This window comes from Duganella sp. HH101 (assembly GCF_001758795.1).
GTDB classification, from domain to species: Bacteria; Pseudomonadota; Gammaproteobacteria; order Burkholderiales; family Burkholderiaceae_D; genus Rugamonas; species Rugamonas rivuli.
In genome coordinates, this window is the sequence record NZ_LRON01000003.1 from 322,723 (window position 1) to 337,265 (window position 14,543).

Genomic DNA, 14,543 nt, shown 5'->3' on the forward strand with positions numbered 1-14,543 from the left:
CCGGCCGGGCGTTTTTTTGCAATCAGCGGCGCCAAAATTCCCCTTCTGAGAGTATTCAATGCAAGCAGCAGCAGCCACCGGTTTTACCCCTTTCGCCGCACTGCAGGACGAGATCCTGCGCGACCCGATTCCCCTGCGCTCAGCAGTGACAGCGGCCTACCGCCGCGATGAAATCAGCGCCGTTCAGTGGCTGCTGGAACAGATCAAGAACAACGACGCCGGCACCCTGCAACAGGCCCAGCAACTGGCGCATAAACTGGTCAGCTCGGTGCGCGAACAGCGCACCCGCGCTTCCGGCGTCGACGCCCTGATGCACGAGTTTTCGCTGTCCTCGGAAGAGGGTGTGGCGCTGATGTGCCTGGCCGAAGCACTGTTGCGTATTCCCGACAACGCCACCGCCGACCGCCTGATCGCCGACAAAATCAGCAAAGGCGACTGGCGCAAGCACTTGGGCGAATCGCCTTCACTGTTCGTCAACGCCGCCACCTGGGGCTTGCTGATCACCGGCAAACTGGTGTCCACCAGCAGCGAAACCGGCCTGGGCTCGGCGCTGACCAAGCTCATTTCCAAGGGCGGCGAACCGCTGATCCGCAAAGGCGTGGACCTGGCGATGCGCATGCTAGGCAACCAGTTCGTCACCGGCCAGACCATAGCCGAGGCGATCAAGAACGGCCAGTCCAACGAGGCGCGCGGCTACCGCTATTCCTACGACATGCTGGGCGAGGCGGCGCTGACCGAGGCCGACGCCAAGAACTACTACGCTTCCTACGAAACCGCGATCCACGCGATCGGCAAGGCCTCGAACGGCCGCGGTATCAAGAACGGTCCCGGCATTTCGGTGAAACTGTCAGCGCTGCACCCGCGCTACAGCCGCGCCCAGCGCGCCCGCGTGATGCAGGAACTGCTGCCGCGCGTGCGCGAACTGATGCTGCTGGCCAAGCGCTACAACATCGGCCTGAACATCGACGCGGAAGAGGCCGATCGTCTGGAACTGTCGCTGGACCTGGTCGAGGCGCTGGCGCACGACCCGGAGCTGGCCGGCTTCGAAGGCATCGGCATCGTGGTCCAGGCTTACCAGAAACGTTGCCCGTTCGTTATCGACTACCTGATCGACCTGGCCAAGCGCAGCGGCCGCAAGTTCATGGTGCGCCTGGTCAAGGGCGCATATTGGGATGCCGAGATCAAGCGCGCCCAGGTGGACGGCATGAGCGGCTATCCGGTCTACACCCGCAAGGTCTACACCGACGTGTCCTACCTGGTGTGCGCGCAAAAGCTGCTGGCCGCGACCGACGTGATCTATCCACAGTTCGCCACCCACAACGCGCAGACCCTGTCGACCATCTACACCTGGGCCAAGCGCGACGGCGTGACCGACTACGAATTCCAGTGCCTGCACGGCATGGGCGAATCGCTGTACGACCAGGTGGTCGGCAAGGACAACCTGGACAAGCCTTGCCGCATCTACGCGCCGGTCGGCACCCACGAAACGCTGCTGGCCTACCTGGTGCGCCGCCTGCTGGAAAACGGCGCCAACTCCTCCTTCGTCAACCAGATCGTCGACGAGGCGATCCCGGTCGACTCGCTGGTCAAGGACCCGGTCGCGCAGGCGCGCGAACAGGGCGGCCTGCCGCATACCGGCATCGCCCTGCCGCTGGACATGTTCGGCGCCGACCGCAAGAACTCGGCCGGTTTCGACCTGGCCAACGAAGATGTGCTGCGTAAAATTTCGGCAGAACTGGCGACGCCGCGCAGCTGGCACGCCGCGCCGCTGCTGGCGGGCGGCCTGAGCGCGGGCCAGCCGACGCAGGACGTCACCAACCCGGCGCAACGCAGCGACATCGTCGGCCAGCTGGTCGAAGCGAGCGCCGCCGACGTCGAAACCGCGCTGACCAGCGCCAGCACCTTCGCCATGGACTGGCAGACCACCGAACCGTCGCAACGCGCCGCGGCGCTGAACCGGGCCGCCGACCTGTTCGAAGCCAACGCCATGGAACTGATGACCCTGGCCATCCGCGAAGCGGGCAAATCGCTGCCGAACGCCATCGCCGAACTGCGCGAGGCGGTCGACTTCCTGCGCTACTACGCCGGCGAAGTGCACGGCGCGACCAATCCGCTGGCGCTGGGCCCGGTGACGTGCATCAGCCCGTGGAACTTCCCGCTGGCGATCTTCACCGGCCAGGTGGCCGCCTCGCTGGCGGCCGGCAACGTGGTGCTGGCCAAGCCGGCCGAGCAGACGCCGCTGATCGCCCACCGCGCCGTCGAGCTGCTGCACGAGGCAGGCATTCCGCGCGCCGCGCTGCAATTCCTGCCGGGCCGCGGCGAAGTGGTCGGCGCCGCGCTGACCGCCGATGCGCGCGTCAAGGGCGTGATCTTCACCGGCTCGACCGAAGTGGCGCAGCTGATCAATCGCACGCTGGCCAAGCGCGCCGTCGCCGAGAACGCCGACATCCCGCTGATCGCCGAGACCGGCGGCCAGAACGCCATGATCGTCGACTCGTCGGCGCTGCCGGAGCAGGTGGTGCAGGATGCGATTTCGTCGGCCTTCGACAGCGCCGGCCAGCGCTGCTCGGCGCTGCGCGTGCTGTTCCTGCAGGAAGATATCGCCGACAAGACCATCAAAATGCTCAAGGGCGCGATGCAGGAGCTGAAAGTGGGCTGCCCGGACCGCCTGGTGACGGACATCGGACCGGTGATCGACGCCGAAGCCCAGCAAAACCTGCTGGCCCACATCAACAAGCTGAAGGCGACCGCGCTGAACTACTTCTCGCTGGACCTGCCATCGAGCGTGACCACGGCCGGCACCTTCGTGCCGCCGACCGTGCTGGAGATCCGCTCGCTGGCCGAGCTGACGCAGGAAGTGTTCGGCCCGGTTCTGCACGTGATCCGCTACAAACGCGCCGACCTGCCGAAACTGGTCGAGCAAATCAACGAAAGCGGCTACGGCCTGACCTTGGGCGTGCATTCGCGCATCGATGAAACCATCGACTACATCACCTCGCGCGCGCATGTGGGCAACATTTACGTCAACCGCAACATCGTCGGCGCCGCGGTCGGCGTACAGCCGTTCGGCGGCGAGGGCAAATCCGGCACCGGCCCGAAAGCGGGCGGTCCGCTGTACCTGAAACGCTTGCAGCGCGGCGCTGTCGCCAACGCCACCCACGAACGCCAGGCGACGCCGGGCCTGGATGCGCTGGCGGTCTGGTCGAAAATGCACGGCCACGAGCGTGTCGCCACGCTGGCGGAGCAATACAGCCGCACGACGATGCTGGGCAACCTGACCGTGCTGCCGGGCCCGACGGGCGAACGCAACACGCTGGCGCTGGTCGCGCGCGGCTCCGTGGTGTGCGCCGCCGCGACCCAGGCCGGCCTGCTGAACCAGCTGGCGGCGACGCTGGCGACCGGCAATATCGCGCTGGTGACGGCGGAATCGTCGAAATTGCTGCCGGCCGACTTGCCGGCGGTGGTCAAGGACCGCATCCAGGCGATAGGCAGCCTCGACAGCTTCAATGGCGACTTCCAGATCGCGCTGGTGGAGGCGATGCTGGTTGGCGGCCTGCGCACCTCGCTGGCGGCCCGTAGCGGGGCGCTGGTGGGCTTGATCGACACCAATGAGGATGGCGCCATCCCCCTGTGGCGTTTGCTCGCTGAGCGCGCCCTGTGCGTGAATACGACGGCAGCCGGCGGCAACGCCAGCCTGATGACGCTGGACGCGTAACGATTACCTGTTGTTGTTTTGGGGGCCAGGGTCAAACCTGGCCCTTTTTTTATGCCTTGCAGAAGTTCTCTATCACTTCGTAGGCATAACGCGAGGCCACGGTTTTGATGAAATGCATGAAATCAACGGCGGCATCATCGTTGGCATTGTCGGAAATGGTGCGGATGACGGCAAACGGGATGCCCAGCTCGAAACACACTTGCGCCACGGCGGCGCCTTCCATCTCCACTGCCAATAAATCGGGCAAAGCAGTCTTCAGTGCCTGAATTTGCGTCAATTTGCCGATGAATTGATCACCGCTGGCGATCAAACCACGGTGGACGCGTGTGGTTTGCGCAGCAGCGCCAGCCAATCGCTCGGTCAAAGCGCGGTCGGTCGCGAAACGCGACAGGCCGGTCAGCGGGATTTCAAACTGCGGAAACAGCGGGCTGGCATCGAAATCATGCTGAACCAGTTCTTCAGCGACGACGATATCGCCGACTTTGACGTTTTTATCCCCGCTACCGGCAACGCCGGTGAAGACGATGTGGGTAACTCCGAACTTTTCCACAAGGATGGCAGCTGTCATGGCTGCTGCAACCTTGCCTATACGCGACAGAACGCACACAGCGTCGATTTCCCAGAGTTTCCCGGCCGTGTACTCCCGCATGCCGTGGACGAGCTTGTAGGGGCTCTCAAGGGCTTCTATGAGCCCATGCTGTTCTTCAGCCAAAGCGCTGATGATGCCTAAACGCATACTTTTCCTTGGTTTCCAGAGGTTGTTCAGAGGTGGAGCTTGTGGATTTCGAGCTGCTTTTCCACAGGGGTTTACAAAAAACGATCGATTTTAAAGCGTTTTTTGTGGTCAGAAGTGCTTACAGAAGGCGAAGAAGCCTTCAATTTTCGGCTTTTTCCTGCGGATTTCGCGTTTTCACGGTTTAGTAGTTTACAAAGGATTTATATAAAAATAGTAGTAATAGTAAACGACCCAAAGCCTGTGGATAAGTCATGTATACGTTTACAAATCATTTGTTTACGTGAAAGATAAGCACATGCATAAGCGTTGTACCAGTTCAGGAGCAATTCTGTATAAAATGCTGGCCTTTGGACAAGTTCGTCCTTACTCACAAGTCGTCCTGTGGATATCCAGCGAGTTATTCACAGGTGACTGCTCGTTTTTGATCTGTTTTTCCAGTTCTTCGCCCGAAATGGGCCTGGAGAACAGGTATCCCTGCCCTAAATCGCAGCCGGCGGCCGTCAAGGCGGCCAATTGTTGAGGTGTTTCGATACCTTCGGCGATCACTTTGATGTTCAGCTTGTGCGCCATGGCGATAATTGCCTCGCAAAGCACCACGCCATCGGTCCCTTCCGATAGATTCGACACGAAAGTCGGGTCGATTTTGATGTAATCGATATCGAAACGCTTTAAAAACGCCACCGAGCAGTAGCCGGTGCCGAAATCGTCGAGCGAAATCTGCATATGGGCGTGCTGGAACGCCAACATCCGCTCGGAAACCGAGTTGGCCGTGTCCAACAGCAGGTTTTCCGTCACTTCGATGATGATGCTGTTGGCATTCAGGTGCAGTTCCTGCAGAAAATCCAGCCATTGCTGGTAGTTGCTGCCGTCGTCGCGGAACTGCCACGCCGATTTATTGACGCTGACCTGGAAATCCGGCAATCCCAGCGCCTGCAATTTCTGCACTTCCCGTGCCGCCTGCTTGAAAACCCAGTCACCGATGCCGACGATCATGCCGCTGCTCTCGGCGATGCTGATAAATTCAGCAGGATTGAGCAATCCCCGTACCGGATGTTGCCAACGGACCAGCGCTTCCGCCTTGCAGATCTGGCCGCTGGCCAGGTCGATAATCGGCTGGAACAAGATTCTCAATTCATCGTGGTTGACCGCTTCGCGCAATTCGTTGACCAGGGTCATGCGCACGCGCGTGGCTTCCTGCATGAACGGAGCGAAATAATTGAAGCGGTTGCGGCCCTGCTGCTTGGCCGCGTACATCGCCTGGTCGGCGTTTTTGATTAAAGTTTCAGCATCGGCGCCGTCTTCGGGGTAGAGCGTGATGCCGATGCTGCTCGAAATATGGGCAACATGCTGGTCGCCGGCATCGCCCAGGTTGAACGGCGTGCTCATCTGCTTGAGGATTTCCTGCGCCGTGCGGACCACATCGCTTGCATTGCGCAGCTCGCTCAAGATGATGGTGAACTCGTCGCCGCCCAGCCTGGCCACCGTGTCGGTGCCGCGCACCGAGCTGGACAAGCGGCTTGCCACTTCTTTAAGCAGCAAATCGCCTTTATCGTGGCCCAGGGTGTCGTTGATTTCCTTGAAGTGGTCCAGATCCATGAACACCAGCGCCATCGGCAGGTGCGAGCGGTCGGTTTTCTTCATTTCCTGGCGCAAATGCTCGTGGAACATGCGCCGGTTCGGCAAGCCGGTCAGCGCATCGAAGTTGGCCTGGCGCCAGATCAATTCTTCCGAGGCTTTTTTCTTGGTGATATCGCTCAGCAGCGCGACGTAGCGGAAGGGATTTCCCAGCTCGTCGTAGACGGTGTTGAAACGCATCGCCACCAGGTATTCCTCGCCATCCTTGTGCTGGTGCCAGAGTTCGCCTTCCCATTGCCCGGTCTGGGCGATCGATTCGAACATGCGGATGAAGAAATTGATGTCCTGGCGGCTGGTCGTCAACTCATAGCCGCGGTGGCCGATCAGTTCTTTTTCGGTGTAGCCGCTCAGCAGGGAAAAAGCCGGGTTCACGGTCAGGATGCGTCCGTCCGCGTCCGTCACCATCATGCCTTCGCCGCTGTTCTGGAATAACAGGGCCGCCAATTTCATCGATTCTTCGTTTTTCTTGCGCTCTTCCTCGTTGGCCAGCAGTTTTTGTTCCATTTCCCGGCTGGCGGAATACAGGGAGCGGTAGCGCAGCTCGCGTTCCTCCTGCTTGGTGTAAGTGCGCAGCGAGAAATGGCCGGCGCCTGCCATCAAAATGAGCAGCATGATCAAGCCAGCGCCAGCAATCAGATAGTTTTGCTGGAGCAGCCTGGCCGATTCCGCATCGTTGCTGCCGACGACGATGATGAGCGGCAGGTTGTCGAATACCCGATAGCTGAACACGCGCGCGATCTTGTCGATGGTGCTGACGACCTTGAATGTGCCGGCATTGGCGACGCGAACATTGTCGAACAGGGCGGTAGTGCCCAGGTTGCGGGCAAACGATTCTTCAAAATTGGGCACTCGGGCAATTACTTTGCCGTTGCCGTGAACCAGCGCGATCGAGATATCGGAGCTGAAACGGGAATTTTCAAACACCGTGACATAGCGGCTGACGTTTAGCGGAGCGACGATCACTCCCAGGAATTCCCCCTTGGCGCTTTCTACCCGGCGACTGAGAAAAAACAGTTTTTGACTGCTGCGCCGGCCTATCGATGGTTCGCCGATGAACAATTTGCCGCGCATGGCGACATCCTGATGGGCTTTGAAATAATCGCGATCGCCATATTGGGTGCCGGTGATGTTGTTGCCGGTTGAAGCGGCAATGGCATAGCCTTTGGCATCAAGAAAGCTGATCCAGTACTCGCTGTTGAAACTGGAGCCGCGCGAAGACAGCAATTCCGACATGGTTTCCGGCGAATGCCGTTGTTGGGCAGTCAGGACTTTGATGGCGTTGGCAAATCCAATCAGCGACAGGTCGACGGATTCGATGGAGTACAGCACGTGGGCTTCCATCGCTTTGACGAAATGCTCGGTCTGGTTTTTGACCGCGAGTTCGCGTTCGACGTAGGCAGTGCGGAATTGGGAGACAACGACGGCAATGGCAAGTGCTGCCATCAGCAAAAGGCCGGTGATCAAGCGTCGCCGAAAACGCAGATATGCAGGCGACCGCAGATTTTTGCGCTGTGAGGCCAAAGTGTCTCCGGCTTGTGCAGTGTGTTTGCCAATTCAGTATAGGGGAAAGCAGATGTTGGCGAAATCTTATTTCCGTTTCAGTGGGGTATCAGGTGGTTCCGGCGCGTGCGCCTGTGGTTTTTGAGTTTATGGTTTACTCTAAAGATGTAGATATAAAAATAGTAGTAGTTGTTAACGCAGACACTTTTCTGTGGATAAGTGTTCATTTTGGATTAGAATCAGGCGTTTACGGGCTGCATAAGCAGGCGAGAAAGCCGTGTATGAGCAAAGAACTGTTTTGGGATAAGAAAATTGGTCCCCAAAATTTTTTTGTTTACTCACATTTGGTGCCTGTGGATATCCATAGACTTATCCACATGTCGTAAACGCCATTTTTTGTGAGAAATCAGATGAATTTGGCATCAATTTTTCCTCATCCCATCATTCAGGGACCTACTGCCGGCGGCAACAATACCCCGGCGCAAGTAGCGGCGGTTTCCAATGCAGGCGGCCTGGGTTCGCTGGCTTGTTCGCTGCTGTCGCCCGACACCATCCGCACGCAAACCGCGCAAATCCGCGCCCTCACAGACCAACCTTTTTGCCTGAATTTCTTCGTCCTGGAGACGCCGACGCCGGATCCGGCCGAGGTGGCCCGCGCCGTTGAGTGGCTCAAGCCGGCCTGGTCGTCGCTGGGCTGGACGGAATTACCCACGCCCGCCAAATGGTGCGAAGACTTCGCCGCCCAGTTTGAAGCGCTGATCGAATTGCGGCCCGCCGTGGCCAGTTTTACGTTCGGCATCCTCAGCGTGGAGCAGATCAAGCGCCTGCATGAAGCCGGCATTGCCGTCATCGGCACGATCACCCACGCCGACGAAGCGTTGGCCTGGCAAAGCCGGGGCGCCGATGCGGTGATCGCTTCCGGCACCGAGTCCGGCGGCCATCGAGGCACCTTCATCGGCGCGCAGGAAGACGCCAAATTGACCACGTTCGAGCTGCTGCCGACCATCGTCGCGGCGGTGAATATCCCGGTGATCGCCGCCGGCGGCATCATGGACGGCGCCGACATCAAGCGCGCGCTGGACGGCGGCGCCCAGGCGGTGCAGATGGGCACGGCATTCCTGGTGTGCGATGAATCGTCTATCAATCCGTTTTACAAGCAGCGCCTGCTGACGGCCGGCGACCACCCGACCCGGCTGACGCGCACTTTTTCCGGTCGTTATGCGCGCGGACTGGAGAACCGTTTCATGCGCGAGATGGCGGCGGTGGAAAAACAAATCCCCGTGTATCCGATACAAAATGCATTGACCGGCGCCATCCGTGCCGAAGCAGGCAAGCGCGGCGAAACGGAATTGATGTCGCTGTGGTGCGGCACCGGCGTTGCACGCGCACGGCCGATGCCGGCGGCGAAACTGGTTGAGACTTTGCTGGCGGAGATAGCAGCCGCCTGACCGAAACACCGCTCTTGGAGGAGAAGTTTTTGGAATCAGCAGGCAGTTACGATTACATCATTATTGGGGCGGGCTCGGCGGGCTGCGTATTGGCAAACCGGCTCAGCGCAAACAAGGACGCGAATGTTCTGCTGATCGAGGCGGGCGGTAGAGACGATTATGTGTGGATACACATTCCCGTCGGCTATCTGCATTGCATCGACAATCCGAGGACCGACTGGATGTACCGCACCGAAGCCGACGCCGGCCTGGGCGGACGCAGTTTGCTGTACCCGCGCGGCAAGGTGCTGGGCGGCAGTTCTTCCATCAACGGCATGATCTACATGCGCGGCCAGGCCGGCGATTACGACCGCTGGGCCGAGCTGACCGGCGACGACAGCTGGCGCTGGTCCTCGGTGCTGCCGCTGTTTAAAAAGAGCGAGGATTATCACGGCGGCGCTTCCGAGCTGCACGGCGCCGGCGGTGCGTGGCGCGTGGAAAAACAGCGCTTGTCATGGAAGATACTGGACGCGTTCCGCGATGCGGCGGAGCAGGCCGGCATCCAGAAGGTCGACGATTTCAATCGCGGCGACAACGCCGGCTGCGGCTATTTCGAGGTCAATCAAAAACGCGGTATCCGCTGGAACACGGCGAAGGCGTTTTTGAAACCGGTGTCGATGCGGCCCAACCTGACCATCATGACCGGCTGCCACGTGGAACGTCTGCAAATCGAAATGAGCGATCGCGGACCCGTGTGCAAAGGCGTGATTTTCACCGGCGGCGGCACGCAGTTCAGCGCGACGGCCGAGAAAGAAACCCTGCTGGCGGCTGGCGCCGTTGGTTCTCCGCAGATTTTGCAATGCTCCGGCATAGGCTCGGCCGAGCGCTTGCATCAGCATGGCATCGAGCCGTTGGCGGACTTGCCCGGCGTCGGCGAAAACCTGCAGGACCATCTGCAGCTGCGCATGATCTACAAGCTCGGCGGCGGCGCCCGCACGCTCAACACGATGGCGTCCAGCTGGTACGGCAAGATGAAAATCGGCCTGCAATATGCGCTGTTCCAGAGCGGGCCGATGTCGATGGCGCCGTCGCAGCTGGGCGCCTTTGCGCGTTCCGATGCAGGGCAGGCCACGCCGAATCTGCAGTACCACGTGCAGCCTTTGTCGCTGGAAAAGTTCGGCGATCCTTTGCACGCCTTCCCGGCGTTCACGGCCAGCGTGTGCAATCTGCGGCCGACCTCGCGCGGCCATGTGCGCATCGCCAGTGCCGATTCCTACGCGCCGCCGAAGATTTCGCCGATGTATCTGAGCACGCCGGAAGACCGCAAGGTCGCCGCCGACGCGCTGACGCTGACGCGCAAGATCGTCGCCGCGCCGGCGTTGCAGCGCTATGCGCCGGAAGAGTACAAGCCCGGCGTCCACTATCGCACCGAGGAGGAATTGGCGGCGGCGGCGGGCGCGATCGGCACCACGATTTTCCATCCGGTCGGCACCTGCAAGATGGGCCGCGCCGACGATCCGACCGCCGTGGTCGACAGCGCGCTGCGTGTAATTGGGATACAAGGACTGCGCGTGGTGGACGCTTCCGTCATGCCTTTCATCACGTCCGGCAATACCAATTCGCCCACCATCATGATCGCGGAGAAAGCTTCAGAACTGATCCGTTCAGAGTGGAAATGAAACCTCGTGTTCGCTAGGTCCAGATCAAAAGTCGACCGTAGTTATACTGTATTGTTAGCCAATTTGTTACTGTGTATGATCTAAAAAAATTTAGTAGTTTGAAAAGAATAACAAGGAGACAGGATGTCCGGCGTTATCTTGGAAACAAAGCATTTGACCAAGGAATTCAAGGGTTTTACCGCGGTCAATGATGTGAATTTAAAAGTTCAGCGCGGCCACATCCACGCGCTGATCGGTCCCAATGGCGCGGGTAAAACCACGTGCTTCAACCTGCTCACCAAATTCCTGGTGCCCACCTCGGGCCAGATACTGTTCAACGGCAAAGACATCACCGCCGCCAAGCCGGCGCAGATCGCCCGCATGGGCGTGATCCGGTCGTTCCAGATTTCCGCAGTCTTCCCGCACCTGACGGTGCTGCAGAATGTCCGTATCGGATTGCAGCGCCAGCTCGGCACCAGCTTCAACTTCTGGCAGAGCGAACGGTCGCTGGACAAGTTGAACGAGCGCGCCATGCAACTGCTGGCCGAGGTCGACCTGACCGAGTTCGCCGACACCGTCACCGTCGATATGCCTTACGGCCGCAAGCGCGCTTTGGAAATCGCCACCACGCTGGCGATGGAACCTGAGCTGATGCTACTGGATGAACCGACCCAGGGCATGGGCCACGAAGACGTGCACCGCGTGACGGAACTGATTAAAAAAGTTTCAGCCGGCCGCACCATCCTGATGGTCGAACACAATATGAAAGTAGTGTCCGGCATCTGCGACAAAATCTCCGTTTTGCAGCGCGGCGCGATGCTGGCCGAAGGCACGTACGCCGAAGTTTCAAGCAATCCTCAAGTAATGGAAGCCTACATGGGTACCGAAGCCGCAGTGCTGGAAGGAGCCCACTGATGGCGGCCGCTCTGGAAATCTCCAACCTGCAGACCTGGTATGGCGAATCGCATATTCTGCATGACGTGAACCTGACGGTGCAGCCCGGCGAAGTGGTCACGCTGCTGGGCCGCAACGGCGCCGGCCGCACCACCACGCTGCGCGCGATCATGGGCCTGACCGGCGCCCGCAAGGGTTCGATCAAGGTCAACGGCGTGGAAGCGATAGGCTTGCCGACGCATAAAATTGCCCACCTCGGCATCGGCTATTGCCCGGAAGAGCGCGGCATTTTCTCGTCGCTGTCGACCGAGGAAAACCTGATGCTGCCGCCGCAGTTGTCGACCGGCGAGCAGGGCATGTCGGTCGAGGAAATCTACGCCATGTTCCCCAACCTGGAAGAGCGCAAGCACAGCCAGGGCACGCGGCTGTCCGGCGGCGAGCAGCAGATGCTGGCGGTGGCGCGCATCCTGCGCACCGGCGCGCGCCTGCTGCTGCTCGATGAAATCTCCGAAGGCCTGGCGCCGGTCATCGTGCAGGGCCTGGCGCGCATGATCACAACGCTGAAAGCCAAGGGCTACACCATCGTCATGGTGGAACAGAATTTCCGGTTTGCCGCGCCGCTGGCGGACCGGTTTTATGTGATGGAACACGGTCAGATCGTCGAGACCTTTGTTGCATCGGAATTGGGCGCCAAGATGCCGGTATTGACCGAGCTTCTGGGTGTCTGAAGTTTGCAAGGCAAGTGTAAAAAAATAAGCAATAACACTATTTCTTGAACCAACGGAGACAAAATGAAACTTAAAGCCATCACCATCGCAGCCACCGCCGTGTGCGCACTCGGCCTGTCCTTTGCTGCCCAAGCCCAGGTTTCAGGCGACACCATCAAGATCGGCCTGATCACCGACATGTCCGGCCTGTACACGGACATCGACGGCGCCGGTGGTGCCGAGGCCATCAAGATGGCGATTGCCGATGCGGGCGTGGTTATCGCCGGCAAGAAGGTCGAGTTCATCTCCGCCGACCACCAGAACAAGGCCGACATCGCCGCCTCCAAGGCGCGCGAATGGTTCGACCAGCAGGGCGTCGACATGCTGATCGGCGGCACCAACTCGGGCGCCAACCTGGCCATGGCCAAGGTCGCGGCCGAGAAGAAAAAAGTCTTCATCTCGATCGGCGCCGGCTCGGCCCGCCTGACCAACGAGGAATGCACGCCGTACACGATCCACTACGCCTACGACACCATCGCGCTGGCGCGCGGCACCGGCGGCGCCATCGTCAAGCAGGGCGGCAAGAGCTGGTACTTCATGACCGCCGACTATGCCTTCGGCCAGTCGCTGGAAAAAGATACGGCGGAAGTGGTGAAGGCCAACGGCGGCAAGGTGCTGGGCGCGGTCAAGCATCCGCTGTCGGCGTCGGACTTCTCGTCCTTCCTGCTGCAGGCGCAATCGTCGGGCGCGCAGATCCTCGGCCTGGCCAACGCCGGCGGCGACGCGATCAACTCGATCAAGGCCGCCAACGAGTTCGGCATCACCAAGAAAATGAAGCTGGCCGGCCTGCTGATCTTCATCAACGACGTGCACTCGCTGGGCCTGAACCTGACCCAGGGCATGTACCTGACCGACGGCTGGTACTGGGACGCCAACGCCGAGACCCGCGCCTGGTCGAAGCGCTACTTCGAGAAGATGAAGAAGGAACCGTCGATGCTGCAGGCGGCCGACTACTCGGCGGCGGCCAACTACCTGAAGGCGGTCAAGGCCGTCGGCAGCGACGACACCGACAAGGTCATGGCCTACCTGAAAGCCAACAAGATCAACGACATGTTCGCCAAGAACGGCGTGATCCGTCCGGACGGCCGCATGGTCCACGATATGTACCTGATGGAAGTGAAGAAGCAGTCGGAATCGAAATATCCATGGGACTACTACAAGATCGTCGCCACCATTCCGGGCGACCAGGCTTACGCCACCAAGGCGGAGACCAAGTGCTCCCTGTGGAAATAAGCTGAGTTGTACACAGGCCGTGCCACCGTGCACGGCCTTTTTCTGGTGTCGCGCCGCACCGTCCGGGACGGCGATCTTTATATTGTGATCTCATGGAAATATTCGGCTATCCCTTGCCCATGATTATGAGCCAGCTGATGCTGGGCCTGGTCAACGGCTCCTTCTATGCCATGCTGTCGCTCGGCCTGGCCGTGATCTTCGGCCTGCTGAACGTGATTAACTTCTCGCACGGCGCGCTCTACATGATGGGCGCGTTTGTCGCGTGGATGGGCATGGCCTACCTCGGCCTGAACTATTGGGTGATGCTGGTGCTGGCGCCGCTGATCGTCGGCGTGTTCGGCATCGTCATTGAAAAAACCATGCTGCGCTGGCTCTACAAGCTGGACCATTTGTACGGCCTGCTGCTGACCTTCGGCATCACGCTGCTGGTCGAGGGCGTGTTCCGCTCGTTCTACGGCGTGTCCGGGCAGCCGTTCCAGGTGCCGGAAGCGCTGGCCGGTGCGACCGACCTCGGCTTCATGGTGCTGCCGAACTACCGCGCCTGGGTGGTGGTGGCTTCGCTGGCGGTGTGCCTGTCGACCTGGTTCGTCATCGAGAAGACCAAACTGGGCGCCTATTTGCGCGCCGGCACCGAGAATCCCAAGCTGGTCGAAGCCTTCGGCATCAACGTGCCGCTGATGGTCACGCTGACCTATGGCTTCGGCGTCGCTTTGGCGGGCTTTGCAGGGGTGCTGGCGGCCCCGGTGATCCAGGTGCAGCCCCTGATGGGCCAGAACCTGATTATCGTCGTATTCGCCGTTGTAGTGATCGGTGGCATGGGTTCGATCATGGGCTCCATCCTGACCGGCCTCGGCCTGGGCGTGATCGAGGGCCTGACCAAGGTGTTCTACCCCGAGTTTTCGTCGACGGTGGTGTTCCTGGTGATGGTCATCGTGTTGCTGATCCGTCCTGCCGGCTTGTTCGGCAAAGAAAAATAAG

General features: G+C 60.0%; 9 protein-coding genes. 7 read left to right on the forward strand and 2 right to left on the reverse strand.

Annotated features, from left to right (window positions below):
• The first annotated feature begins 58 nt into the window (after window positions 1-58).
• A complete protein-coding gene (putA, locus tag DUGA2_RS06615) occupies window positions 59-3,715 on the forward strand; it encodes a trifunctional transcriptional regulator/proline dehydrogenase/L-glutamate gamma-semialdehyde dehydrogenase (RefSeq protein ID WP_070268092.1) in 3,657 nt (1,218 codons plus the stop codon).
• Window positions 3,716-3,764: 49 nt separating this feature from the next.
• Here putA and DUGA2_RS06620 read toward each other — a convergent pair whose 3' ends face one another.
• Both DUGA2_RS06620 and DUGA2_RS06625 read right to left on the reverse strand, forming a co-directional pair.
• Window positions 3,765-4,451 carry a 5'-methylthioadenosine/adenosylhomocysteine nucleosidase gene (locus DUGA2_RS06620; RefSeq protein WP_070268094.1) on the reverse strand — a complete coding sequence of 229 codons (687 nt, stop codon included), beginning with the start codon at window positions 4,449-4,451 and terminating at the stop codon, window positions 3,765-3,767.
• A 363-nt stretch (window positions 4,452-4,814) separates the two neighbouring features.
• Window positions 4,815-7,550: an EAL domain-containing protein gene (locus DUGA2_RS06625; protein ID WP_229214609.1), complete on the reverse strand. Its 2,736-nt coding sequence runs from the start codon at window positions 7,548-7,550 to the stop codon at window positions 4,815-4,817.
• 446 nt (window positions 7,551-7,996) lie between these two features.
• Here DUGA2_RS06625 and DUGA2_RS06630 point away from each other — a divergent pair, with 446 nt between their 5' ends.
• From DUGA2_RS06630 to DUGA2_RS06655, 6 genes are all read left to right on the forward strand, one after another.
• A complete protein-coding gene (locus DUGA2_RS06630; RefSeq protein ID WP_070268096.1) occupies window positions 7,997-9,034 on the forward strand; it encodes a nitronate monooxygenase family protein in 1,038 nt (345 codons plus the stop codon).
• Window positions 9,035-9,063: 29 nt separating this feature from the next.
• The gene (locus tag DUGA2_RS06635) at window positions 9,064-10,692 is read left to right on the forward strand and encodes a GMC family oxidoreductase (protein ID WP_070268367.1); all 1,629 of its coding nucleotides are present in this window, start codon (window positions 9,064-9,066) and stop codon (window positions 10,690-10,692) included.
• Between the two features lie 123 nt (window positions 10,693-10,815).
• Window positions 10,816-11,586, forward strand: a complete 771-nt coding sequence (locus tag DUGA2_RS06640) for an ABC transporter ATP-binding protein (RefSeq protein ID WP_008443410.1) — start codon at window positions 10,816-10,818, stop codon at window positions 11,584-11,586.
• Window positions 11,586-12,293 (forward strand): ABC transporter ATP-binding protein, encoded by a 708-nt coding sequence (locus DUGA2_RS06645; RefSeq protein ID WP_070268097.1) that lies wholly within the window; start codon window positions 11,586-11,588, stop codon window positions 12,291-12,293. The genes DUGA2_RS06640 and DUGA2_RS06645 overlap by 1 nt, the downstream gene beginning before the upstream one ends.
• 63 nt (window positions 12,294-12,356) lie before the next feature.
• Window positions 12,357-13,565, forward strand: coding sequence for an ABC transporter substrate-binding protein (locus DUGA2_RS06650; RefSeq protein WP_070268099.1), 1,209 nt, complete (start codon window positions 12,357-12,359; stop codon window positions 13,563-13,565).
• A 92-nt stretch (window positions 13,566-13,657) separates the two neighbouring features.
• Window positions 13,658-14,542, forward strand: coding sequence for a branched-chain amino acid ABC transporter permease (locus DUGA2_RS06655; protein WP_043479584.1), 885 nt, complete (start codon window positions 13,658-13,660; stop codon window positions 14,540-14,542).
• Window position 14,543 lies beyond the last annotated feature (1 nt).